Origin of the sequence: Brevundimonas subvibrioides (genome assembly GCF_027271155.1) — a bacterium.
GTDB classification, from domain to species: Bacteria; Pseudomonadota; Alphaproteobacteria; order Caulobacterales; family Caulobacteraceae; genus Brevundimonas; species Brevundimonas subvibrioides_D.
Genome location: NZ_CP114542.1, coordinates 2,889,015 through 2,912,696 on the forward strand (window position 1 = coordinate 2,889,015; position 23,682 = coordinate 2,912,696).

Annotated in this window: 23 protein-coding genes and 1 tRNA gene; 11 read left to right on the forward strand and 13 right to left on the reverse strand. The window is 67.5% G+C overall.

Translation table 11 applies throughout. The features are described from left to right. Positions 1–71: 71 nt before the first annotated feature. Both O3139_RS14305 and O3139_RS14310 read left to right on the forward strand, forming a co-directional pair. Positions 72–788 carry a DUF805 domain-containing protein gene (locus O3139_RS14305; RefSeq protein WP_269514768.1) on the forward strand — a complete coding sequence of 239 codons (717 nt, stop codon included), beginning with the start codon at positions 72–74 and terminating at the stop codon, positions 786–788. A gap of 64 nt (positions 789–852) precedes the next feature. After that, on the forward strand, positions 853–1,428 hold the full coding sequence (locus O3139_RS14310; protein ID WP_269514769.1) for a manganese efflux pump MntP family protein: 576 nt from the start codon (positions 853–855) through the stop codon (positions 1,426–1,428). Positions 1,429–1,491: 63 nt separating this feature from the next. Here O3139_RS14310 and lptB read toward each other — a convergent pair whose 3' ends face one another. The 5 genes from lptB to O3139_RS14335 all read right to left on the reverse strand — a co-directional run bounded on the left by lptB (position 1,492) and on the right by O3139_RS14335 (position 4,403). Then, positions 1,492–2,283: an LPS export ABC transporter ATP-binding protein gene (lptB, locus tag O3139_RS14315; RefSeq protein ID WP_269514770.1), complete on the reverse strand. Its 792-nt coding sequence runs from the start codon at positions 2,281–2,283 to the stop codon at positions 1,492–1,494. 21 nt (positions 2,284–2,304) lie between these two features. Next, on the reverse strand, positions 2,305–2,799 hold the full coding sequence (locus tag O3139_RS14320) for an LptA/OstA family protein (protein ID WP_269514771.1): 495 nt from the start codon (positions 2,797–2,799) through the stop codon (positions 2,305–2,307). Position 2,800: 1 nt separating this feature from the next. Then, positions 2,801–3,460, reverse strand: coding sequence for an LPS export ABC transporter periplasmic protein LptC (lptC, locus tag O3139_RS14325; RefSeq protein ID WP_269514772.1), 660 nt, complete (start codon positions 3,458–3,460; stop codon positions 2,801–2,803). Further along, positions 3,457–4,071 carry a ribonuclease D gene (locus O3139_RS14330; RefSeq protein ID WP_269514773.1) on the reverse strand — a complete coding sequence of 205 codons (615 nt, stop codon included), beginning with the start codon at positions 4,069–4,071 and terminating at the stop codon, positions 3,457–3,459. The genes lptC and O3139_RS14330 overlap by 4 nt, the downstream gene beginning before the upstream one ends. A gap of 245 nt (positions 4,072–4,316) precedes the next feature. Continuing rightward, a tRNA-Leu gene (locus O3139_RS14335) sits at positions 4,317–4,403 on the reverse strand. A 201-nt stretch (positions 4,404–4,604) separates the two neighbouring features. On the opposite strand from O3139_RS14335, the gene O3139_RS14340 reads away from it, so the two are divergent. Then, positions 4,605–5,603 (forward strand): complex I NDUFA9 subunit family protein, encoded by a 999-nt coding sequence (locus O3139_RS14340; RefSeq protein WP_269514774.1) that lies wholly within the window; start codon positions 4,605–4,607, stop codon positions 5,601–5,603. On the opposite strand, the gene O3139_RS14345 is transcribed toward O3139_RS14340, so the two are convergent. Beyond that, positions 5,600–6,541 carry an isopenicillin N synthase family dioxygenase gene (locus O3139_RS14345; RefSeq protein ID WP_269516500.1) on the reverse strand — a complete coding sequence of 314 codons (942 nt, stop codon included), beginning with the start codon at positions 6,539–6,541 and terminating at the stop codon, positions 5,600–5,602. The two genes, O3139_RS14340 and O3139_RS14345, sit on opposite strands and share 4 nt — an antisense overlap. 225 nt (positions 6,542–6,766) lie before the next feature. On the opposite strand from O3139_RS14345, the gene O3139_RS14350 reads away from it, so the two are divergent. The 3 genes from O3139_RS14350 to O3139_RS14360 all read left to right on the forward strand — a co-directional run bounded on the left by O3139_RS14350 (position 6,767) and on the right by O3139_RS14360 (position 8,866). Further along, entirely contained in the window at positions 6,767–7,441 is a 675-nt protein-coding gene (locus tag O3139_RS14350; protein ID WP_269514775.1) for an OmpA family protein, read from the forward strand. A gap of 90 nt (positions 7,442–7,531) precedes the next feature. Beyond that, positions 7,532–7,699, forward strand: a complete 168-nt coding sequence (locus tag O3139_RS14355) for a hypothetical protein (protein WP_269514776.1) — start codon at positions 7,532–7,534, stop codon at positions 7,697–7,699. A 42-nt stretch (positions 7,700–7,741) separates the two neighbouring features. Further along, positions 7,742–8,866, forward strand: a complete 1,125-nt coding sequence (locus O3139_RS14360) for a DegT/DnrJ/EryC1/StrS family aminotransferase (protein WP_269514777.1) — start codon at positions 7,742–7,744, stop codon at positions 8,864–8,866. A 4-nt stretch (positions 8,867–8,870) separates the two neighbouring features. Here the strand turns inward: O3139_RS14360 and O3139_RS14365 are convergent, their stop codons facing one another. Together O3139_RS14365 and O3139_RS14370 are read right to left on the reverse strand one after the other, a co-directional pair. Further along, a complete protein-coding gene (locus O3139_RS14365) occupies positions 8,871–10,478 on the reverse strand; it encodes a capsular biosynthesis protein (RefSeq protein WP_269514778.1) in 1,608 nt (535 codons plus the stop codon). A 464-nt stretch (positions 10,479–10,942) separates the two neighbouring features. Next, entirely contained in the window at positions 10,943–12,097 is a 1,155-nt protein-coding gene (locus O3139_RS14370) for an OmpA family protein (protein WP_269514779.1), read from the reverse strand. Between the two features lie 197 nt (positions 12,098–12,294). Between O3139_RS14370 and O3139_RS14375 the strand changes: the two genes are divergently transcribed. Beyond that, positions 12,295–13,200 (forward strand): SDR family NAD(P)-dependent oxidoreductase, encoded by a 906-nt coding sequence (locus O3139_RS14375; RefSeq protein WP_269514780.1) that lies wholly within the window; start codon positions 12,295–12,297, stop codon positions 13,198–13,200. Between the two features lie 140 nt (positions 13,201–13,340). Continuing rightward, on the forward strand, positions 13,341–14,543 hold the full coding sequence (locus O3139_RS14380; protein WP_209322385.1) for an acetyl-CoA C-acyltransferase: 1,203 nt from the start codon (positions 13,341–13,343) through the stop codon (positions 14,541–14,543). A gap of 108 nt (positions 14,544–14,651) precedes the next feature. On the opposite strand, the gene O3139_RS14385 is transcribed toward O3139_RS14380, so the two are convergent. Genes O3139_RS14385 through otsB form a run of 3 tightly spaced genes read right to left on the reverse strand, consistent with a single transcriptional unit; the run spans position 14,652 to position 18,645 of the window. Beyond that, the gene (locus O3139_RS14385; RefSeq protein ID WP_269514781.1) at positions 14,652–16,076 is read right to left on the reverse strand and encodes an alpha,alpha-trehalose-phosphate synthase (UDP-forming); all 1,425 of its coding nucleotides are present in this window, start codon (positions 16,074–16,076) and stop codon (positions 14,652–14,654) included. After that, complete coding sequence (locus tag O3139_RS14390; protein WP_269514782.1) at positions 16,073–17,875, reverse strand: glycoside hydrolase family 15 protein; 1,803 nt, start codon at positions 17,873–17,875, stop codon at positions 16,073–16,075. The genes O3139_RS14385 and O3139_RS14390 overlap by 4 nt, the downstream gene beginning before the upstream one ends. Beyond that, complete coding sequence (otsB, locus tag O3139_RS14395; protein ID WP_269514783.1) at positions 17,872–18,645, reverse strand: trehalose-phosphatase; 774 nt, start codon at positions 18,643–18,645, stop codon at positions 17,872–17,874. Before otsB ends, O3139_RS14390 begins: the two co-directional genes overlap by 4 nt. A 133-nt stretch (positions 18,646–18,778) precedes the next feature. Here otsB and O3139_RS14400 point away from each other — a divergent pair, with 133 nt between their 5' ends. Continuing rightward, complete coding sequence (locus O3139_RS14400) at positions 18,779–19,756, forward strand: KpsF/GutQ family sugar-phosphate isomerase (protein WP_269514784.1); 978 nt, start codon at positions 18,779–18,781, stop codon at positions 19,754–19,756. Between the two features lie 166 nt (positions 19,757–19,922). Then, positions 19,923–21,257: a glycosyltransferase family 4 protein gene (locus tag O3139_RS14405; protein WP_269514785.1), complete on the forward strand. Its 1,335-nt coding sequence runs from the start codon at positions 19,923–19,925 to the stop codon at positions 21,255–21,257. Here the strand turns inward: O3139_RS14405 and O3139_RS14410 are convergent. Continuing rightward, a complete protein-coding gene (locus O3139_RS14410) occupies positions 21,209–22,210 on the reverse strand; it encodes an LLM class flavin-dependent oxidoreductase (protein WP_269514786.1) in 1,002 nt (333 codons plus the stop codon). The two genes, O3139_RS14405 and O3139_RS14410, sit on opposite strands and share 49 nt — an antisense overlap. 34 nt (positions 22,211–22,244) lie before the next feature. Next, the gene (gene ppa / locus O3139_RS14415) at positions 22,245–22,814 is read right to left on the reverse strand and encodes an inorganic diphosphatase (RefSeq protein ID WP_269514787.1); all 570 of its coding nucleotides are present in this window, start codon (positions 22,812–22,814) and stop codon (positions 22,245–22,247) included. Positions 22,815–22,920: 106 nt separating this feature from the next. On the opposite strand from ppa, the gene O3139_RS14420 reads away from it, so the two are divergent. Beyond that, on the forward strand, positions 22,921–23,622 hold the full coding sequence (locus O3139_RS14420) for a DUF599 domain-containing protein (RefSeq protein ID WP_269514788.1): 702 nt from the start codon (positions 22,921–22,923) through the stop codon (positions 23,620–23,622). Positions 23,623–23,682 lie beyond the last annotated feature (60 nt).

Genomic DNA, 23,682 nt, shown 5'->3' on the forward strand with positions numbered 1-23,682 from the left:
CCAACTCCGTTCGCCGGGGCTTCATCCGCGCGTGCGAGGGTGGAGGATCGAACGACCGCGACGAGCGCGCCATGATCCTGTTCCGCCCACTGATCCGCTATGCCGACGTCAAGGGTCGCGCCAGCCGGGGCGAGTACTGTCTGTTCGCGGTCACCCAATTGCTCTGGTACGCCGTCCTGGTCGGGCTGCTCGTCGCGGCCGTGAGCCAGGACCCCGGACAGGTTTCCCCGGGCGTGCTGGTCGCCGTCGGTCTGATCGGCATCAGCGTCATCGGCCTCCTTGTCCCGAACTATTCCGTGCTGGTGCGACGACTGCACGACACGGGGCGGGGCGCGGTTTGGCTGGTCCTGCTCGCGCCCGGTATCGCCAGCACGGTCCTGACCCTGGCGACCTTCGGGACGGCGCTGGGGTCGGTGGGTCTGGGCGGCAGCCCCGAGGTCTTCGTCGGAACCCTGCTCGCCGGGCTGGGTACGGCCGGGATGCTGGGCGCGTTCGGCGGGCTCGGGCAGATGGCGATGGGTGTGCTGGTCCTTCTGCCGGGGACGCGGGGCGAGAACCGGTTCGGACCCGACCCGCTCGATCCGACGGCGCGTTACGGCGGCGGCGACGAAGGGACCGTCTACGACGATGCCCGGCTGGAGGCCCTGTTCGCCGAGGCGAAGCGGGCAAACGCCGATGCCGCACCGGCCCTTCAGACCGCATTCGATCCGCCCGCGCCCGGACCGGAGGCCTGGGCCGGCGGCTACAGGACGACACCGGCACCTGTGTTCGGGCGACGCGGCGCCTGAAGTCTGTCTCGTTCCGCCGGTTCAGTCTGGCCTAACAACAGGCGTGACCGTTAAGCCGTGCCGTATGACCCCCGGTACCATCGCGATCCTGTCCTTGAGCATGTCCACCGACGCCTTCGCGGCCGCAGTCGGGCGAGGCGCTTCGCATCGCCCGTCGTGGCAGGGCGCGGTCAGGGCGGGGATGGTTTTCGGTGTCATCGAGGCGATCACGCCCCTGATCGGCTGGACCCTGGGCCTGCTGGCGGCCGGGTTCGTGCAACAGGTCGATCACTGGATCGCGTTCGGCCTTCTGGCCGTCGTCGGTGGAAAGATGATCTGGGAAGCGCGCAAACCGGCGTCGGCGGACAGCGTCGGGCCTTCGCCGTCGCGGTCGGCGCTCTGGGCGCTGGTGGCCACCGCCATCGGCACAAGCATCGATGCCGCAGCGGTCGGGGTGGGGCTGGCGTTTCTGGGCGCCAACATCTGGATCATCGCGGCCTGTATCGGGCTGACGACCTTTGCCCTGACCACGATCGGCATGATGATCGGGCGCGCAGTCGGCGTTCGCTTCGGCAAGTGGGCGGAGATGATCGGGGGTCTGGCCCTGATCGGCGTCGGCACGACGATCCTGATCGAACATCTGGGACTGTTCGTCCGCTAGACCCTTATCGATCGAGTTGGAATTGCTTCGCGGGTCTGGCCCCCACGACCATGCCCTGGCGCGTCAGCCGTAGAGATCGCCCAGATAGACGCGCCGGACCTCAGGGTCGTGGATGACCTCGTCGGCGGTGCCTTCGAACAGGACGGCTCCGTTCGAGATGATCGAGGCGCGATCGATGATGTCCAGCGTCTCGCGCACATTGTGGTCGGTAATCAGGACGCCGATCCCCTCGCCCGCCAGATAGCGGATGACCTGGCGGATGTCGGCAATGGCCAGGGGGTCGATGCCGGCGAAGGGTTCGTCCAGCAGCATGAAGCTGGGCTTGCCGGCCAGGGACCGGGCGATCTCGACCCGGCGACGCTCCCCGCCCGACAGGCCGGTGGCGGGCGCGTGGCGCAGGTGCTGGATGTTGAGTTCTTCGAGCAGGCGGGTGGTCTCGATCTCTATGGCCTTGCCCGTCTCCCGCAGCTCGACCACCGCCTTGACGTTGTCCTCGACCGTCATGCCGCGAAAGATCGAGGCTTCCTGCGCCAGATAGCCCAGGCCCATGCGGGAGCGCTGGTACATAGGCTGTGCGGTGATGTCCTCGCCGTCCAGCCAGATCGATCCGCTGTCGGGCGGGATCAGGCCGGTGATCATGTAGAAACAGGTCGTCTTGCCGGCCCCGTTGGGTCCCAGCAGGCCTGCGACCTCGCCGCGCTGCACCGTCAGGGAGACATCGGCCACGACCTGCCGCGCGCCGAACGCGCGCGCGATGTTCTGGACCCGCAGGCCACGCGCGGGCACCGGGGCGGGCACGGTCGGCGCGGCCGGGCGGTCATCGATATTGAGGGCGGAAAGTTCCTTGCGGGCCATGCGGGGTTCGCGAGCCGGGGCTCAGTTCGATCCTTCGGGATAGAAGACGCCGCGTACGCGACCGGCATTGGCACCGGAGCCGGCCCCCTGGATCTGCGCCTGTCCGGTGTCGACATTGTAGGTCAGGCTGCCCCCGGTCAGAACGTTCTGGCCCTGGGTCAGGATGACGTCGCCGGTCACGGTGACCGTGGCGTTGTTGACGGTATAGACCGCGCGATCGCCTCGGATCGTCTCGTTGGGCGTGACGTAATAGACGTCGCCCGTGGCCTCGATGCGGGTCAGACCACCCGAGGCGTCGCGCACCCCTTCGATGGCGTTGGCGCGCAGCCGGGTCAGGCCCTGGGTGATCTCGGCGCGGCCGCGTAGGGACACGGCCGTAGGGGTCAGTTCGCCCGAGTCCGCGCCATAGCCGATCGGCTGGTTCGAGGTGCTGGGACGGGACTGGGCCACGGCCATGCCGCCTAGCCCGAGTGCGACGACGGTTGCGCCCATCGCGAGAATGCTGGTCGTCTTCATGTCATCCACCGGAAGAAGGGCTGATCGTGCCCTGCACCTTGTTGTCGCCCGAACCCCTGAACACGACCCTTTGGCCCTGTTCATGGATGGCATAGGACGTTGCCCGGATGGTTCCAAGGGGGCCGCGTCCCTGGACACCCCTGTCGCCGGTCACGACGCCGGTCGCGGTGTCCACCACGGCCTCCGGCGTCGTCAGGGTGAAGCCGGAGCCTCCGTCGGAAATCCTGACGTTCGGGCCGATCGTCACGGTCCGCGCCGTCTCGTTGTAGATGCCGGCATCGGCGGTCAGTTCGGTGACCTTTGTCCCCCCGAGATTGAGCCGCAGCAGCGGGCCATTCAGGCGAAACCGGCCCGTTGCCGGATCGCGCACGGCCCCCTGCGCCCCGATGACGAAGCTGCGCCCGGCCGAGTCCTGGCCGTGGAACATCGGCTTTTCGAGCGCGATTTCCTTCGACTGGCTGGCGTTGCGCTCCACCCCCGACATCACGGTGCGGAAGACCGTCCAGGTCAGGGCACCACCGGCCAGGATCAGGATCAGGACCGGCAGCAGGCGACGATAAAGCTGCACCCGACGCGACCTTGCGCGCCAGCGACCGGCCTCGGCAGCCAGCCGGGCCTCGTCGACGCTGTTGCGGTCGTTGGCGGGGGCAGGGTCGGTCATGTGTGGGCGAAGATGTCCATCTCGTCCCAGCCGCGCAGGTCCAGACGCGCGCGGGTCGGCAGGAAGTCGAAACAGGCCTGGGCCAGCGCCATCCGGCCCTCGCGCTCCAGCATCTCGTTCAGGCGGCGCATGATGACGTGCAGGTGCAGGACGTCGGAGGCGGCATAGTCCAGCTGGGCCTGGGACAGCTCGGCCGCGCCCCAGTCCGACGACTGCTGGGCCTTGCTGAGGTCGATGCCCGCCAGTTCGCGCGCCACATCCTTCAGGCCATGCCGGTCCGTATAGGTGCGGGCCAGTTTGGAGGCGATCTTGGTGCAATAGACAGGGCCCGTCTCGACCCCCAGATGCAGCTCGACCATAGCGATGTCGAAGCGGCCGAAGTGGAAGATCTTCAGGACGTCGCGGTCGGCCATCAGCCGCTTCAGGTTGGGGCAATCGTAGGCGGGGCGGGACAGGCGCACCACATGGGCATCGCCGTCACCGGCCGACAGCTGGACCACGCACAGCGGATCGCGACGGAAGCGCAGGCCCATGGTCTCGGAATCGACGGCGACCTCGGGGCCGAGGTCCAGATCGTCGGGCAGATCGCCCTCGTGCAGATATACGGTCATGGGGTGGCTTTAGCAGCCCCTCTCCCCTTGCGGGAGAGGGCTTGAGCGCCCGGGAGCGAAGCGATCGGTCCTGCGCGAAAGGGTGAGGGGTTTCTGTGCCTGGACGTTGAGGGGGGTGTCACTTCTCACCCGACCGCGCCAGGACGTTGGCTGTGCCGCCGTGCGCGATCTCCCTCTCCCGCAAGGGGAGAGGGACGCAGAAACGAAAACGGCGCCGCACCTTGCGATGCGACGCCGTTTGAAACTGGTGCCCAGGAGAGGACTCGAACCTCCACGACATTTCTATCACTGGCACCTGAAGCCAGCGCGTCTACCAATTCCGCCACCTGGGCCCCGTTCGAATGCGACAAAGCTGTCGTGTTCGACCGGAAGGCGCGGACCCTTAAGGCAGCGACGGGATGTGGTCAACACGGTTTTGGAGCCTTTCGGAGGGCCTGCGCCCAAGGCCCGCGTTGCGACCCGGCCGCCCATCGTCTATCCCCGCGCCACAAGGCCTGCGCAGGCTTTCCCAAGACGTTTCAGGATCGCTCCCCATGTCCGAATTCTCCCCCGGTCTGGTCACCGTCTTCGGTGGTTCCGGCTTCGTCGGGACCCAGGCCGTCCGCGCTCTTGCCAGACGCGGCTGGCGCGTGCGCGTGGCGGTACGCAAACCGCACCTGGCGCAGGATCTTCGCATCCTGGGCGACGTGGGCCAGATCCAGCCCGTGCGCTGTGACATCACAAGGCCCGCCGACGTGGCCGCCGCCCTGAAGGGGGCCGATGCCGCCGTCAACCTGGTCGGCCTGCTGTTCGAGGCTCCGGGGCGCGGCTTCGACGCCGCCCACATCCAGGGAACGCGCAACATCGCCGAGACCTGCATGGCCGCCGGGGTCGCCCGCTTCGTTCATGTGTCCGCGATCGGGGCCGACGTGAACTCCGAAGCCGACTATGGCCGCTCCAAGGGCGAGGCCGAGGCGGCCGCGCGCGCGGTCAGGCCCGACACGGTGATCCTGCGCCCCTCCATCGTTTTCGGAACGGGCGACGGCTTCCTGAACCGGTTCGCCGCCATGGCCGGAACCGCTCCCGCCCTGCCCCTGATCGGTGGCGGCAGGACGAAGTTCCAGCCGGTCTGGGTCGGCGACGTCGCCGAGGCCATCGCGCGATCGGTAGTGCGACACGACGCGGCCGGACGGACCTTCGAACTGGGCGGCCCCGAGGTCTGGTCGTTCAAGGACATCCTCAAATACATCCTGCGCGAGACCGGCAAGATGCGCCTGCTGGCCCCCCTGCCCGTCTTTGTGGCGGCGACGATGGGCCGGGTCATGCAGCTGTCGAGCCTGGTCGGCATTCCGCCGGTGCTGACGCGCGACCAGGTGCTGATGCTGAAGGTCGACAATGTGGTGGCCCCCGGAGCCGAGGGTCTGGCCGACCTGGGCATCGAGGCGACGGGACTGGAGGCGATCGCTCCGTCCTATCTGTGGCGGTATCGCCGGGGTGGGCAGTTCGCCGCCAATCCGGCTGCGCCGAAGGAAGACGCGGTCGAAACGGCCTAGAGCAACCGGATTTCCTTCAGCCGTTCGGTCAGGAAGTCCTCGGCCATGATCGACTTGCCGGCATAGCGGTCGGGGTTCCCGGCCGTGATGGTGGACGGCAGGGTCTCGATCACGAAGTCCGGGTTGAAGTGCAGGAAGAAGGGCGTGGAATAGCGCGCGAAGCCGCGACGTTCCGGGGCCGGATTGACCACCCGGTGGGTCGTCGACGGCAGGACGTGGTTGGTCAGTCGCTGCAGCATATCGCCAATATTGACCACCAGGGCCCCGGGCGGCGGCGCGATGTCCAGCCATTCGCCGTCCGCGTCCCTCAGCTGCAGCCCGGCCTCCTCGGCCCCCAGCAGCAGGGTGATGACATTGATGTCCTCGTGCGCGCCCGCCCGTACGCCCGGCGCATCGGCCGGCACCGGCGGATAGTGCAGCATCCGCAGGACCGAATTGCCCAGTTCGACCTTGTCCTCAAAGTAGTCGTCGCCGAGGGCCATGTAGCGGGCGATGGCCTTCAGAATTCTGCGGCCCAGGGCGTCCAGCGCCTCGAACATGCCGTACAGGTGATCCCGGAACCCCGGCACCTCGGTCGGCCAAAGGTTGGCGCGCATATAGCGCCCATAGGCGTGACCGTCGGGCAGCTCGCGGCCCGTATGCCAGAATTCCTTCAGATCTACCGTCTTGGCATCCTTGGCGGCCTCGGTGCCGAAGGGCGTCAGACCGCGTGCGCCGCCCGTGCCCGGCTGGTGGTAGGCGCGCTTGACCTCTTCCGGCAGAGCAAAGAACGCCCTGGCGTCGGCGATGGCGGCCTGGATGACCTGTTCGTCCAGACCATGGTCGGACACGACGGCAAAGCCATACCGCTTGAACGATGCCCCGAGGTCGGCGGCGAAACCCTGGAAATCGGTGTCGTAACGCGACATCGAGACGGGCGTGATTCCCCGGGCGGACAGCGTCGAGGTCGGATGGTCGAGAGTTGCCGTCACGGTCGTGGCCTTTCACAAGCGTCGGTCCGCGTTTTCGGGACGCGGATCGTTGTCATACCTCTTGCCGTTCGAAATTGGCAGTTTCGGGTCGGGACGCGGCGTTTCGTGGACCTTGTTCATGCCACGGTCAGGTCGGAACCTTCACCATAAGGTCGCGTTCACACGCCACGGAATTTCAAAAGGACAAGAACCATGCGCACCAACCTGATCGTCACGAGCCTGGGCGTCGTCGCCATGCTGGGGGCATCGGCCTGCACCACCATGGACCCCTACAGCTCCACGCCCCGGCGCAACAATACCGCGACGGGTGCCATCGCCGGCGCCCTGGGTGGCGCGGTTCTGGGCTATCTGACCAACACCTCGAACGGCGAACAGGGCCGTCGCAATGCCCTGATCGGTGCGGGCGTCGGTGCCCTCGGCGGCGCGGCCGTCGGCAGCTATATGGATCGCCAGCAGCGCGCGCTGGAATCCGAGCTGTCCGGCACGGGCGTGGGCGTGGCGCGGCAGGGCGACAACCTGGTGCTGCGCATGCCGTCGGACGTCACCTTCGCGGTCAACCAGTCCAATATCGAGCCGCGCTTCGACGCCGTTCTGTCCGATGTCGCGGGCGTGTTGCAGGAGTATGACCGGTCGGTCGTCGACATCGTCGGCCACACCGATTCTTCGGGCGGCGACGCGATCAACCAGCCCCTGTCCGAGCGCCGCGCTCTGGCGGTCGCTGACGCCCTGATCTCACGGGGCGTGATTCGCGAACGGCTGTACGTCGCCGGCCAGTCGTCGCGGGTGCCCGTCGCCTCCAATGCCACCCCGGAGGGCCGGGCCCAGAACCGGCGCGTGGAGATCCTGATCCGTCCGTTCAAGGGCTGATCTCGCGCACCGCGTTGAAAACACACGGGTCCGTGACTTGCGCCGCGGGCCCGTGTGTGGTCCCTGAGTCCGGGCGACTCGGGGGGCGACATGGACCAGAACGGCGACTTTGTCACCGCGGTGCGGATGATCGTCACCGCGGTGGTGTCCGCCGTCGTGACCGCGAGCCTGGTGATCGCCGTCGGGCAGTCCGTTCTGGACCACGCGCCTGTCGCATCGGGCGCATCGCAGCCCGCCCTCATCCGCGCCTCCGGCTGACCGCTTGCGGGAATCAGGCCATCGGCGTCTGCTGACGCCGTGATGCGCATTCCTCTTTCCGCCCCGGACCTGGGACCCGACGACCGGGCCGGACTGATCCGGACCTTTGACGACGGCTGGGTCTCGTCCGCTGGACCCGTGGTGGAGGATTTCGAGCAGGCCTTCGCCGCCACCATCGGCCTCGCCTATGCGACAGCGACGTCGTCGGGCACAGCCGCCCTGCATCTGGCGCTGCACATGCTGGACCTGAAGCCCGGCGATGCCGTGATTGCCCCGACCCTGACGTTCATCGGCGGTGTCGCCCCGATCGTCCATGCGGGGGCGCGTCCGATCTTCGTGGATTGCTCGGCCGACGACTGGAACCTCGACCCCGATCTGCTGGATGAAGCCTTCCGTCGCGCGGCGGCGGAGGGCCTGAAGGTCCGCGCCATCGTACCCGCCGATCTCTATGGCCAGTGTTGCGACATCGAAAGGATCCGGAGGATTGCCGATGTGCAGGGGGTCCCCGTCATCCTCGACTCGGCCGAGGCTGTCGGAGCCACGAACAGGGGCAGACACGCGGGCCACGGCGCGTCGGCGGCGGCCTTTTCCTTCAACGGCAACAAGATCATCACGACCGGCGGCGGCGGCATGCTGGCCTCGGACGATGCGGCCCTGATCGCGCGCGCCAGGTCGCTGGCGGCGGCCGCTCGCGTTCCGGCCGTGCATTACGAGCATGCCGAGGTCGGGTTCAACTTTCGCATGCTCAGCCTGTCGGCCGCGCTCGGCCTGTCCCAATTGCCGACCCTGGACGCGAAAGTCGCGCGGCGGCGTGCGATCTTCGACCATTACCGGCGCCGGCTTTCGGGCCGACCCGGCCTGGAGTTTGCGCCGGAGGCTCCGGAACGTCGCCATACGCGGTGGTTGACGGCGGTGGTCATGGACCGCGAGATCACGGGGGTCAGCGTGGAGCGCCTGCGTCTGGCCCTGGCCGGGGCCGACATCGAGGCACGGCCTGTATGGAAGCCCATGCATCTGCAGCCGGCCTTCAGCGACGCTCCGGTGATCCAGAACGGCGTCGCCGAAACCCTGTTCGCCAACGGCCTGTGCCTGCCATCGGGCAGCGCACTGACCGAGGCCGACATCGACCAGGTCTGCGACGTCATTGAGGCCACGCTCGACGGGTGACGGCCTACCCTGCGTCCTGGAATCGGTTTGCGACGGCTTTTGCGGTGGGTGAGAGGGCCTTGGGTTCGTGGTAGTTTCCGTTGACCTGTGTCTGCTGGATGACGTGGGCCCGGAAGCGGATGAACAGGTCGGGGTCGGGGGTTCTGGGGTTGGTCCAGAAGGCGTCGATGGTTTGCTGGTCGGTGAGGCCGTCGAAGTCGAAGAAGGCCTGTCCGAGGACCTTGACGGGTGTTTTGAAGCCCAGGGCCGACAGGGCGGCCGATGAGTTGTTGACCACCATGCCGTTGGAGGCGCGGCACAGCTGGGCCAGGTTTCCGCCGTCGATGAAGTCGACGCGATCGGCGATGCCGCGCTCGATGGCCAGGACCCGGGTCATGCGGCGCAGGTCGACCAGGCCGGGATCCAGCGGATGGTTCTTGACCACCAGCCGGGCGTCGGCGGGCGCATGTCCGGCGAAGGAGGTCAGGACCTCGGCGAGGAAGGCGGTGTTGTCGGCATAGTGGGAGTAGCGCAGCAGCTGGGCGTCGCCCTCGCGCTGCAGACAGGCGATGAAGAAGGGCCCGCGGGCCCGGATCACCCGGGCATCGGCCTCATGTGAGGACCGCAGCATCAGGCCGAAGTAGCGCCGGATATGGCTGGCGCACTGCAGCCAGGCCGGGGTCGTATAGGGCTGGGCATAGTGCCGGAAGGCGAACGGCCGGACCAGGAACTGCAGGAAGTGATACCAGCTGATGTTGGCCACATGGTGCGGCAGGGCGCGCCCCACCGGCCGGGCCGGGACGATCTCGGGAATGGGCGGGTCATAGGCCGAGCGGTGGCGGGCCAGGCCGGAGCGGGCATTGACCCCGTCCTGCTCGACCGTGATCCAGTCCGGCCGGAAGTAGCCGTTTTCGAGGACCCAGATTCTGAGGGCGCTACCGCTCGGCTCGCGGAGCCTCGCTGCCTGAGCGCGGTCGTGGGCGGCTGACGCCGCACCGCTACCGACCGGCTCGCGGAGGTCCGGGTGGCGAGTGGCGAGTGGCGAGTGGCGAGACGTCTCTTTGCGGTCGCCATCACGGGTGATGCGGTCGATCGCGTCCTGGCCGGGAGAACGCCCGTCGATGGGGTCGGCGTCGCTCGTCCCTCGTCCCTCGCCACCGGCCTCCGCCGCCAGGGCCTTGAGTTCGGCGGCGCGGGTCAGGACGGCCTGGTTGTAGGGGCCGCCCTCGCCGAACACGATCAGGTCGGTCAGGCCATGGGTGGCCACCAGCCCGGCCAGATGGGCGGGCCAGTCGCGTACGTCGCCGTCGAAGGTCAGCCCCCCCTTGCGACGCCAGTAGACCAGATCGCCGATGTTGAAGATCATGCGCAGAACCCGGGCCCCCCGCGCCTCCAGCTCGCCCGCCAGCACCCGGCCGAACGGACCGAACGGCGCGGTCACGATCAGAAAGCGGCGCGACGACAGGTCGGTGGCGCTGCCGCGCGCGACCCGGTGGCGCGCGGCCGGGACGGGGATCGGGGCCGGGAGTGGCCGGAGGACGGGGGCACCGGTATCGGCCACCCGACGATCCGGGCGGATGCGTCGATCGACAGGCAGAGCGGCGCGGCGCGAGGGAATGCGGACGTCGGCCATGCTCAGGCGTGACTCGCACGGACGTCGAAAGCGGCTTCGGTCGGAATCACGATCCTCGAGGCGCGGCGCTTTGACATGGGTCTCCTTGTCGCGCCCGGAACCGCGCGGATCAACCGGCTTGTCCAAAAAAGCGCGCGCAATCGGCAAGAGCCTGATCGGCTGAGGGGGAAACGCTTCGCGATTCCACCGATGCCGTGAATCAGGCTCCAGAGATGGGCGAGAGCCTGATCCACGCTTTCGGCTGGACCCACGACGGGGGTCCACCTCCAACGATCATGCTCGAGGTTTCACGGAACGGTCGGAACCGGCCGGGATCGACCACAGCCGCCTGTCCGGCCCCGGACAGAACAAAGCCGCCGACCCTCTTTCGAGAATCGGCGGCTGAGTGTGTTGCGTCATCGGCAACCGTTCGTCGGCGACCGGCCCCGGATCGTCAGATCCGGAGCCGGGCCATCGAAGCGGTCCTAGAAGTTGATGCCGATGGTGGCGCGACGGTTCAGAGGCTCGCGAACGCCGTCGGCGGTCGCACGGGCCAGGTTGGTTTCACCCTTGCCGTCCAGGGCGATCACGCCGCCGTTGACGCCCTGGGCGACCAGAGCATCGGCCACGGTGCGCGAACGACGGTTCGACAGGCCCACATTGTAGGCCGCCGAGCCGGACGTATCGGCGTAACCGACGACCAGAACGCGCGTCGGACGACCCGACTTGGCGTAGGTCGCCGCCTGGGTCACCACCGAGCGGGCTTCGGCCGTCAGGTCCGAACGATCCCAGTCGAAATAGACCACGAACTCACGCGCCGTCGGAGCCGGCGGAGGCGGCGGCGGGGGCGGAGGCGGCGGGGGAGGCGGCGGGGGCGGAGGCGGCGGCGGCGGGGGCGGAGGCGGCGGCGGGGCCGCTTCTTCGGCACCGAACGCATAGCGCAGGCCCAGCGTCAGGGTGTGCGACTGGTCGTAGTCGCCTTCGAACGTGCCCTGGTTGAACGACGTCGGGCTCGACACGGTGGCGAACTCGGCATCGCCCGTCAGATAGCGATAGGTCAGGTCGATGTTGGCGCGGTCACCCACGGCATAGCTCAGGCCGGCAATGGCCTGGGCCGCGAACTTGGTCGACGAATCGTCGCCCACCACCGTCGCCGAACGGGTCGCGCGATAGGCTCCCACGAAGCTGGTGTCGACGCGGTTCACACCGACGCCCACGCCCACGAACGGACGGATGCCCCAGTACTCGCCACCGATGTCATAGATGACATTGGCCATCAGCGTGGCGGACTCGATGTCGCCTGCAGGCGAGAAGCAGGGACCCGACGCCGGCGTCAGGTTGCAGATGCCGTTCGAACCCGACACCGCGCGAACCTTGCCGATGTCGCCCGAGCGATAGCCGCCCTCCAGTTCCACACGCCAGTTGGCGTCAAAACGGTAGCCCAGACGCGCAAACGCTGCCCAGCCGTCGTTCACTTCAAAATTGAAGTTCTGACCCGTCACCGAAGACTCGGTGTTGATGTCGTCAATGACCTGGTAACCGGCGTCTACCGCCCCATACCAGCCATCCGGCTCAGCCGATGCAGCACCAGCGGCCAGAAGCCCCATCGCTGCGACGCCGGCGAGAAGTTTAAGCTTCATGTCAGTCCTCATTATTGATTGATGCCCTAGGGCCACGCTTACACGCGGCACTCGGGAAGCCGAACGGCAGACTGCACTGCAGGTTCCGCAGAACGGCTCGCAATGCGACAACTGTGGCGCCATTTCAACACATATCCCCCCCTTGGCGAAACGCGGCGGCCTGATATCAGGCTGGAGGAACAAGGGAGTCCGGCTCAATGACAATTCGGTTCGACGGCAAGGTGGCGATCGTCACGGGTGCAGGGGGCGGTCTGGGGCGTGAACACGCCCTGGCCCTGGCCGCCCGCGGGGCCAGGGTGGTCGTGAACGACCTGGGCGTGGCGCGCGACGGATCGGGATCGTCGCAAAGCCCTGCTGAAGCCGTGGTGGCCGAGATTGTGGCCAGGGGCGGAGAGGCCATGGCCAACGGAGCCTCCGTGACGGACTTCGAAGCGGTCAAGGCGATGGTGGCCGAGGCGACCGCCAGATGGGGGTCGGTCGACATCCTGGTGAACAACGCAGGGGTCCTGCGCGACAAGTCCTTCGCCAAGATGGAGATCGAGGATTTCCGCTTTGTCGTCGACGTGCACCTGATGGGGGCGGTCAACTGCACCAAGGCGGTCTGGGACGGCATGCGCGAGCGGAACCATGGCCGCATCGTGATGACCACATCGTCGTCCGGCCTCTATGGCAACTTCGGCCAGGCCAACTATGGCGCGGCCAAGATGGCGCTGGTCGGCTTCATGCAGACCCTGGCCATCGAGGGGGCCAGGAACGACATCCGGGTCAACTGCCTGGCCCCCACCGCCCATACGCGAATGACCGAAGACCTGGGCGCGGCACTGCCGCTGGAGGCGCTGGGGCCCGAACTGGTGTCGCCGGGCCTGCTTTATCTGGTCAGCCAGGACGCGCCGACGCGCTGCATCCTGGCGGCCGGGGCCGGGGGCTTCGAGCGGGCCTATGTGACCCTGACCCAGGGCGTGAGGATCGTCGGCGACGACGCGGCCGATCAGGTCGCCGCCCGGTTCGAGGCGATCTCGGACCGGACCGGCGAGATCGTTCCGGAGATGGGGGCCGCCCAGGGCATGATCGAACTCACGAAGGCCCAAAAGGCCCACGCCTGATCGGGCCTTGACCGCTTGCCTTGACGCGACGGCAGGCGCGTAAGTCTGATGCATCCGTTGAACCGGTCGACAGACGCCGGACAATGTACGAGGAAACCGCGCTCCAGCCTTCGGCCGGGCGCCCGACAAGGAAGCCCGCCATGCGTGAAGCCGTCATCGTCTCCACCGCCCGCACCCCCATCGGGCGGGCCTATCGCGGGGCGTTCAACGACACCGCGCCCCAGCAGCTGGGGGCCCATGCCGTCAAACACGCCGTGGCGCGTGCCGGCGTCGATCCGGCCGAGATCGAGGACGTGGTTCTGGGCGCGGCCCTGCAGCAGGGCGGGACGGGTACCAATGTGGCGCGTCAGATCGCGCTGGCGGCGGGCCTGCCCTCGTCCGTTCCCGGCATGACGATCGACCGACAGTGCGCCTCCGGCCTGATGGGGATCGCCACTGCGGCGAAACAGGTGGTGGTCGACCAGCAGAAGATGGCCGTCGGCGGCGGGCTGGAGTCGATCTCGCTGGTCCAGAACCAGCACATGAACCTGTACCGGATGAAGGACGAGGCGCTGCTGAAGCTGTCGCCACACATCTATATGTCGATGCTGGAGACGGCCGAGGTGGTGTCGCGCCGCTATGGCATCAGCCGCGATCGCCAGGACGAATACGCGCTGCAATCCCAGCAGCGGACGGCGGCGGCCCAGGCGGCCGGGTATCTGGATGCCGAAATCGTGCCGATGACCACGACCATGCAGGTTGTGGACAAGGCGACGGGTCATGCCTCGAACAGGGAAGTGACCCTGTCGAAGGACGAGGGCAATCGCGCCGATACCACGCTGGAAGGGCTGAAGGGCCTGAAGCCCGTGTTCGGGGGCGGCGAGGAAATCCAGCAGGGCGAGTTCATCACCGCCGGCAATGCGTCCCAGCTGTCGGACGGAGCCTCGGCCAGCGTCATCATGGAGGCGGGCGAGGCGGTGCGGCACAACCTGGTGCCTCTGGGAGCCTATCGCGGCATGGTCGTCGCTGGCTGCGAGCCGGACGAAATGGGCATCGGTCCGGTCTATGCGGTGCCCAAATTGCTGAAGCGCCACGGTCTGACGGTCGACGACATCGGCATCTGGGAGCTGAACGAGGCCTTCGCCTCCCAGGTCCTGTATTGCGCCGACACGATCGGCATCCCGATGGACCGGCTGAACGTCTCGGGCGGGGCGATCTCGATCGGCCACCCCTATGGCATGTCGGGCGCGCGGATGACGGGCCACGTCCTGATCGAGGGCAAGCGGCGCGGGGCCCGGTACGGCGTCGTCACCATGTGCATCGGGGGCGGCCAGGGCGCGGCGGGGCTGTTCGAGATCTACTGAGGGGAAACGGCGAGGCGCCTGGCCTGATCGATGGCCGACCCCTGTTCGGCCCCGGGGGCCGGGTCGCGCGATGGAGAGGTCCTGGCCGATAGGGCAGGCTGAGTCGGATCAGGCGGCGTCGGCGTGTCCGTGGAAGGGCGCATCGCCGTCGCCGATGATCTCCACCGCCTTCAGGGCTCCGACGAAGCTGTCGCGCCAGATCCCCACGTCGGTGTTGCGCACGACCTGCATCAGCGCCTGCCATTTCCGGACCCGCTCCGACAGCGGCATGGTCAGGGCCTTCTTGATGGCGTCGGACAGTTCCTCGCGGCTGAACGGATTGACCAGCAGGGCCTCGCCCATCTGTTCGGCCGCCCCGGCGAAGCGCGACAGGATCAGGACGCCCGGATCCTCCGGGTTCTGGGCGGCGACATACTCCTTGGCGACCAGGTTCATGCCGTCGCGCAGGGGCGTGACCAGACAGACGCGGGCCGCGCGATAGATTCCCGCCAGCTGGTCGCGGCGATAGCTGCGGTTCAGATAGCGGATCGGCTGCCAGTCCATATCGGCATACTCACCGTTGATCCGGCCGGCCAGGGCATCCAGCCGGGCGCGGATGTCCTGATAGGTATCGACGTCGTCGCGGCTGATCGGCGTGACCTGCACCAGGAAGACATCGCCACGCATGTCGGCATTGTCGTGCAGGAACTGCTCATAGCCGAGCATCCGTTCCTCAAGCCCCTTGGAGTAGTCGAGCCGGTCGACCCCGACCATCATGGACCGGAAGGCGGAGGACGCCGCCATCCGGTCATAGGTCCGCGCGCCCTGCGGCGAGGTGCGGGCGTCGAGGAAGCCCTGGACGTCGATGCCGATGGGGAAGACGCCGACGCAGACCTTTCGCCCGAAGGCTTCGAGCCCGTCATACCCGGACAGCTCTCCACCGACCTCGGAGATCACATAGTCGCGGAACAGGTCCAGCCATTCCTGGGTCTGGAACCCGATCAGGTCATAGGCGAACAGGCTTTCGACCAGACGCCGATGGTGCGGCAGGGTCACCAGCAGCTGGCGCACCGGCCAGGGCGTGTGCAGGAAGAAGCCGATCCGGTTCCTGACCCCGAGGCGCCGCAGATCCCGTGCAATCGGGATCAGGTGATAGTCGTGGATCCAGATGACGTCATGAGGTTGCAGCAGCGGGGCCAGCACCTCGGCGAAGCGGCGGTTCACCCGCTCGTAGCCCTCGCCGTAGGACCGCTCGTAGGCCGTCAGGTCGAGCCGATGATGGAACAGCGGCCACAGGGTCTTGTTGGCATAGCCATTGTAGTATTCGTCGACGTCCTGCGCCTCCAGGTCCACCAGGGCGACCGTCACGCCCGCCCGATCCTCGTATTTCAGGTCGCCGGTGAACTGGTCCGTGGTCTCCCCAGACCAGCCGAACCACAGGCCATCGTATTTGCGCAGGGCGGCCGACAGTGCCATCGCCAGACCGCCCGCCGAGCCGGCGGCGGGATCGGTCGGGGCCGACACACGGTTGGAGACGACGATCAGGCGGCTCATCGCACGTCCGTCCAGGAGCGGCTGAGCAGGACGGCGCAGTTGATGATGCCGACCAGGGAATAGGTCTGCGGATAGTTGCCCCACAGCTCGTCGTCGCCCAGCGCAATGTCCTCGCTCAGCAGACCGGCATGGGTGCGACGGCTCAGCATCTGGTCGAAGATCTCGCGCGCTTCCTGATCGCGGCCATTCTGGTGAAGGGCCTCGATGAACCAGAACGTGCAGAAGTTGAATGCGGTTTCCGGCGCGCCGAAATCATCGGGCTCGACATAGCGAAACAAATAGGGGCCCTTTTTCAGATCACGCTCGATGGCGTGGAAGGTCGCGATCTGGCGCGGGTCCAAGGGCTCCAGAAAGCCCAGATCGACCATCTGGAGCAGGGAGGCGTCCAGCTCCTGGCCGCCGAAGCTGGCGGCGAAGCGCCCCTCTTCGGGCACGAAGGCCTCGTCCTCGATCCGCGTCCGGACGATCGCTGCGCGCGCGGTCCAGACGACCGCGCGGTCGTGGAGCCCCAGCCGGTCGGCCGCCTTGGCCAGACGGTCGCAGGCGGCCCAGCACATGACCGAGGAATAGGTATGGACACGGGCGATCGTGCGGAACTCCCACAGGCCGGCATCGACCTGGTCGTGCATGGCGAAGGCCCGGTCCCCGACCTTTTCGAGGGCATGGAAGTCGTCGATCGTGCCGGCCCGCAGCAGGCGGCTGTCGTAGAAGCTCTGGACGAGGGGCAGGACGATCTGTCCGTACACGTCGTGCTGCAGATGTTCGCGCGCCTGGTTGCCGACCCGGACAGGTTTCATGCCGCGGTAGCCCGCGACCGATGTCACGATCCGCTCGTCGATGTCCTCTTCCAGCCCCACGCCATAGACCGGCTGGACGTGACCCCCGGCCGAGGAATCCACCAGGTTGCGCAGATAGACGAGGTAGTTCTCCAGGATATCGACCGCACCCAGACGGTTCAGCGCCCGCACCGTGTAATAGGCGTCGCGGACCCAGCAATAGCGGTAATCCCAGTTCCGCCCGCTCTCGGGGAACTCCGGGACCGAGGTGGTCATGGCCGCCACGATCGCTCCGGTCTCCTCGAAGACGCAGAGCTTCAGCGTGATGGCCGCGCGGATGACGGCCTCCTGGTAGTCGAGCGGGATATAGAGACTGCGCACCCAGTCACGCCAATAGGCTATGGTCCGCTCCAGCGTGGCGCCGATGCCGGGGCCGACCTCCTGATCGTAGCCTTCGTCAGGCCCCAGAAAGAAGTGCAGCGGGGATTCCAGACGAAAGACGCGCTCGTCCAGCACATGCGACACAGGACAGTCCGTCGTCAGGCGCAGGGTGACGTCCGTGCACAGATAGTGGATGTGGTTCGACCCGGACGTCACCTCCGCCCGACGCGCGCCCCAGTCGGCGGACGGACGCAGGCGGATGCGGACGCGGGGCGTTCCCGACAGGGGCCGGACGATCCGGGCAAAGGCGAGCGGCCGATAGGTGCGCGCATGCTTGGCGTGACGGGGAGCGAAATCGATGATCTCGACCGCCGATCCATCATCGGCGATCAGGACCGTGCGGAGCACCGGCGTATTGCGGACATAGGCCTGGCTGACCGAGGCCAGGGTCTCAAGCTCCACGGTCCAGAAGCCATGCTCGGGTGCATCGCCGTCCATCAGGGCGGAAAAGACCGGATCGCCATCGATGCGCGGCGCGCAGGCCCAGACGAAACAACCCGCGCGGTCGATCAGGGCCGCAATGGCGCAGTTGCCGATCGGCGCGAGATCCAGCGACGGGCGGTCAGGGGCGGGACCGGTCATGCGGGCTGAACCTCCATGGCGACGGCCTCCAGCCAGGTCAGAACAGCATCGACATCGGTCAGGCCGTAGCGTGCCGCGCTCCTGCGTGGGGCACCGACGAGGATGCCGAAACCACCGAGGGCCACAGCGGCCCTGAAGCCGGCCTCGTCGGTCAGGTCATCGCCGATCATCACGGGCATGGTCCCGGCGAACGCCGGTTCGGCCATAAAGGCATTGAGAGCCGTGCCCTTGTCGGCACCGGGGGTCTTGAGTTCCACCACCATCTTGCCGGGCTGAACCACCAGACCGGCCCGCTCGGCCAGATCTTCGGCAAGGATCCGGGCCTCCGCCTCCGCCCGGGGCGCGCCGCGATAGTGCAGGCCGGCCGACACGCCCTTGTCCTCCACGATCACGCCCGGATGTTCGGCGGCGAAGGCGTGAAAATCCGCGACGGCCGCCGCGACCCCGGCGGATGGCGGTATCGCGTGGATGGATCCGTCGCGGCCGCGCCGATGCAGGCCGTGCACGCCCGCCGCCGCGCGTGCGGCACCGCCCGCGATCCGGTCGATCTCCGGCAGGGTTCGCCCGCTGATGACGGCCAGTCGCCCCTCGAGCGCCGGATCGAGCGCCTGCAGCACGCGGGTTCGGCGTGGATCGGCGACGACCGCGTCCGGCGTGCTGGCCATGGGAGCCAGAACGCCATCCAGGTCGAGAAAAAGAGCAAGCCCCGCACGCGCGCAGACGGGCGGCGGCGGCAGGCATGGGATGGGTGTTCCGGCGTTTGACGGCATTCTGTCCAGACGGTGTATTTGGTGTCCGGTGCCCAAACGCCCCACAGCGGCAAAGGTTGGCCCGGAGCCGGTGAACTTGCGTTACAGCGGCCCGGCTCGCTAAACCGTCGCCATGTCTCTGGATGCCAAGATCATGTCGTCTCCCGAAGCCGTCGGCGAGATGACCGAGCACGCCCGGTCCGTCATCCGGCTGAACATCGAGGCCCTGCAGGCGCTGGAACGGACGGTGGACGCAAGCGTGGCGCGCGCCTGCGACATCATCCTGTCGCGGCCGGGCTATGTCGTCGTCACCGGCATCGGCAAGTCGGGCCATATCGGCGGAAAGATCGCCGCGACCCTGGCGTCCACGGGCACCAACGCCTTCTTCGTCCATCCCGCCGAAATGAGCCACGGCGACCTGGGGATGCTGCGTCATGACACGACGCTGCTGGCCATTTCCAATTCGGGCGAGAGTCGCGAACTGCGCGATCCCCTGCTCTTCTGCCAGCGAAACGGCATTCCGGTCATCGGCATGACCCAGCGGGCCTCCTCCTTCCTGGCCCGCATGTCGGCGGTCGCCCTGGTCATGCCCAGCGTGGCGGAGGCCTGTCCGAACGGCCTGGCCCCCACCACCTCGACCGTAATGACCCTGGCGCTGGGCGATGCCCTGGCCATGGTGTTGATGGACCGGCGCGGGTTTTCGGCCATGGATTTCGGCATGCACCACCCGGGCGGAGCCCTGGGGATGAGCCTGCAGAGCGTGCGGGAGTGGATGGGCGACAACCACGCCCCGCCACCCACGGTGCCGCTGAAGGCCAGTTTCGCGGACGTGGTCGCCTCCATCACCGCCGGCCGAAAGGGGGCCGTGGCCGTGCTGGACGAGGACGGCAAGCTGGCGGGGATGATCACCGACGGCGATGTGCGCCGGGCCTTTGCAGCCGACGTCACGGGCGTCGTGGCCGACGACGTGATGAACCGGCAGCCGATCACCGTGACCCCCGACCAGCGGATGAGCGACGTCGTCGACCTGCTCACGGCGAACCGGATTTCCAACCTGTTCGTGGTTCGGGACGGGCGGCCCCAGGCGATCGTCCATGTCGCCGAGCTGATGCAGGCCGGCTATCTGTCCTGAGCCGTGGCGGCCGGTTGACCCCCAGGGGTCGAGGGTCTACGCCGATGAGCGCCAACCCCGCCGAAGAGCTGGACTTGACTGAATTCCCTGACGTGTCGAGGCGTGATCTGCGGCATTCGATGTTGCGGATGTGCTGCGGAGGCGATGCCGCGATCGGGGAGCCGGCTTGACCCTGTCCGTTCTCTTCGATGCCAGCCGGCTGGTCAGCCGCGCCGACCGCACTGCGCCGACAGGCGTGGACCGTGTCTGTCTGGCCTATGCCGAATGGCTGCTGTCGCGTTCCGATCTCGCGGTCACGGCCGTCCGGACCCGCAAGGAAAAGCTGGTGGCGCTGGACCCGGTATGGTTCCGCGACTGCGTGCGGGGCCTGCGGGCGCGCTGGACAGGCGGGGCGTCGGAGCGAGCCCTCACGTCCGACGAACAACGATTGATCGCGGCCCTGGCCACGCCCGGACGCGCGCCCGAATCGATCATGGGAACGCCGCCGCCGCCGACCGTCGCCAGGACCGGTGCCGCGTCGCGGCTGTGGCGCTTTCTGAGCGGACCGCAACCGCGACAGACCAGCGTGCTGCCGGACGGTGCGTTGTATTTCAATGTGGGTCATACGGGCCTGGTCGACGCCACGATCCTGGCATCCCTTGCTGCGCGTGGCGTCGAGCGGATCGTGATGCTGCATGATCTGATCCCCATCACCCATCCGGAATTCTGCCGACCCGGCGACGGCGACAAGCATCGGGAACGCGTCCTGAGCACGCTACGGCACGCCTCGCGCATTCTGGTCAACTCGCGATACACCGCCCACGAGCTGCTTGCCTTTGCAGCGCGCGAAGGTCTGGATCCGCCCCCGATCGACGCGATCCACCTGGGCCTTGAGCCGTCGTTCGTGGGGGCTCGAAACGGTGCGCCGACAGGCCGATATTTCGTCCATGTCGGGACGATCGAGGCGCGCAAGAACCTGGCCTTTCTGCTGACTCTTTGGCGCCGTCTGGCCGAACAGCTGGGGACCGAAGCGCCCCAGCTGGTCCTGATCGGACGGTATGGCTGGGAGAATGAGGCGGTTCTGGATCACCTCGAGCGATCGCCGCCTCTTCGCGGTCTGGTCCACCAGGCTTCAGACCTTCCCGATACGGTGCTGGCCGACCTGATGGCCGGTGCCTGCGCCGTTCTTGCCCCCTCCTCCGTGGAAGGATTCGACCTGCCGGCGGTGGAGGCCTGCGCCCTGGGCATTCCGCTGATCGCCTCCGACATTCCCGCGCATCGCGAGCTTGTGCCGGGGGCGTTGCTGATCGATCCGCTGGATGGAGTCGGCTGGCTGGCGGCGATCGAGGCGGCGATGCGGCGGCCGCCGGAGACGCCGCCTTACAGTGCACCCTCCTGGTCGGACCATTTCGCGAAAGTTTCAGGCGCTCTGGGGCTGGATCCCGTGCCCGGTGCGGTCGGCACGCCTCCTGATCAGCCCGCCAGAGCCATGGGCCGCATCGCTTCGGCCAGCAGTTCATAGGATCTGACGCGCGCGGCCGGATCCCAGATCTGGCTGGTGACCATCAGCTCGTCGGCCCCGGTCCGGGCGACAAAGGCGTCCACGGCTGTCCGCACGGTCGAGGGGGAGCCGACGGCGGAACAGGCCAGGGCCTGTCCGATCATGGCCCGCTCGCCCTCGCCGAGGGCGTCCGCATAGCCGGGCCGTGGCGGCGGCAGCTTGCCGGGCCGTCCCGATCGCAGGTTCACGAAGGCCTGCTGGACCGAGGAGAACAGGGCCTGGGCCTGGGCATCCGTATCGGCGGCGAAGACATTGAACCCCAGCATCACATAGGGCCTGGCCAGGCGCGCCGAGGGGCGGAACGTCTCGCGATAGATGCGGATCGCCGACATCATCTCGCCCGGGGCGAAATGACTGGCGAAGGCATAGGGCAGGCCCAGATGCGCCGCCAGTTGCGCCCCGTAGGTCGAGGAGCCGAGAATCCAGACCGGCACCGACTGGCCCTCGCCGGGGTTGGCGCGGATGCGCTGATCGTCAGTGGCCGGTTCAAACCAGTGCAGCAGCTCCATCACGTCCTGGGGGAAACTGTCGCCGTCGCTGGCAAGGGTGCGACGGAGCGCCCTGGCGGTCGCCATGTCGGATCCGGGCGCACGGCCGAGGCCCAGGTCGATCCGGCCCGGATACAGCGCGTTCAGTGTGCCGAACTGCTCGGCGATGACCAGGGGCGCATGGTTTGGCAGCATGACGCCGCCCGCGCCGACGCGGATGGACGTCGTCGCCGCCGCCACGGCTCCGATCACGACCGAGGTCGCGGCCGAGGCGATACCGGCCATATTGTGATGCTCGGCCAGCCAGTAACGATTGTAGCCTAGCCGTTCGGCGTGGCGGGCCAGGTCGATGGTGTTGGCCAGGGCCCGGGACACATCGGACCCATCGGGCACCGGCGCAAGGTCAAGAATCGAGAGCGTCGTCATCCCCGCCATATGGGGATGACGGTCCCTGCGGCAATCAGGCGGCGTTGGCGGCCTTGCCCTTGGCCCTGGCGGCCTGGGCGTCTTCATGGGCGCGCATGCCGATGGCGATCAGCTCGGCGGCCTCGCCAGCGTCTCCCCAGCCCCGGACCGTGACCGACTTGCCCTTTTCCAGGTCCTTGTAGCGGCTGAAGAAGTGCTCGATCTGCTCGACCAGGATGGTCGGCAGCTGCCGATAGCTGGCAATATCGGTGTAGTAGGGGTTCAGCTTGTCGACCGGCACGGCCAGGATTTTTTCGTCGCCACCGGCCTCGTCGACCATCTTCAGCACGCCGATCGGGCGCGAACGGATGATGCAGCCCGGCACCACCGGCGTCGGGTTCAGCACGATGACATCGCAGGGGTCACCGTCGTCCGACAGGGTATGCGGAATGAAGCCGTAGTTGCCGGGATAGTACATCGACGTATGCAGGAAGCGATCGACGAACAGGGCACCCGAGGCCTTGTCCATCTCATACTTGACCGGCAGGCCGCCCTGCGGGATTTCGATGACGACGTTGATGTCCCAGGGCGGGTTGGGTCCGACGGGAATAGCGTCGAGGTTCATACCGGGCTCGATTGTGCGACTGCGAAAGAGAGGCAGGCGTGATAGGGCCTGCAGCGCTGCACGGCAAGCCGCGATGGCGGGCCGCGCGCATGGAGACAGCGGAGCAATGACGGCAATCGACGGGCTGGGACTGGCGCTCTTCTTCCTGTGCTGGCTGGGGTACGACCCCTTGCTGCGCGTCCTGGCCCACCGCAGCGGATCGCTGAACTCGGACATGCTGACCATCCGCCATGCCTGGATGACGGCGATGACGCACCGGGAGATCCGGCTTCTGGACAGCCAGCTTCTGGGGCATTCGATCAATTCGGGTTCGTTCTTTGCCTCGTCCAACCTGCTGCTGATCGCAGGGGTCGGCGGCATCCTGTTCGGCGGGGATCAGGCCCTGCAGGGGTTCACCGCCGTCGGCGCGGAGGATGTGCCGGTCAAGCTGCTTGAGGCCAAGCTGGGCCTGGTGCTGCTGTGCCTGGCCCGAGGCCTACTCGATTTCATCTGGTCGATCCGGCAGATGAACTATGCGCTGGCCCTGATCGGGGCCGCGCCGGAAGTGCATTCGGAGGGCGACCGGATCGCCTTCGGTGAGGCCACGGCCGAGGTGCTGAACCCGGCGCTTGCCGCCTTCAGCCAGGGGGTCAGGGGATACTATTTCGCCCTGGCCGCCGCCGCATGGCTGTTCGGGCCGATCTGGCTGGCGGCCGGGGTGCTGTCGGTGTTCGCCCTGCTGGTCTGGCGTCAGTCCGCCTCGCCGGCCGCCCGGGCGATCCGTACGGCAAGACGGCTGATCGAGGTCAATCGCGCGTCCGGAACCTGACATTTTGCACTGCAATATGATTGGCGGTCATAGGGAGCGTCCGTTTCCCGCCGTGAAATC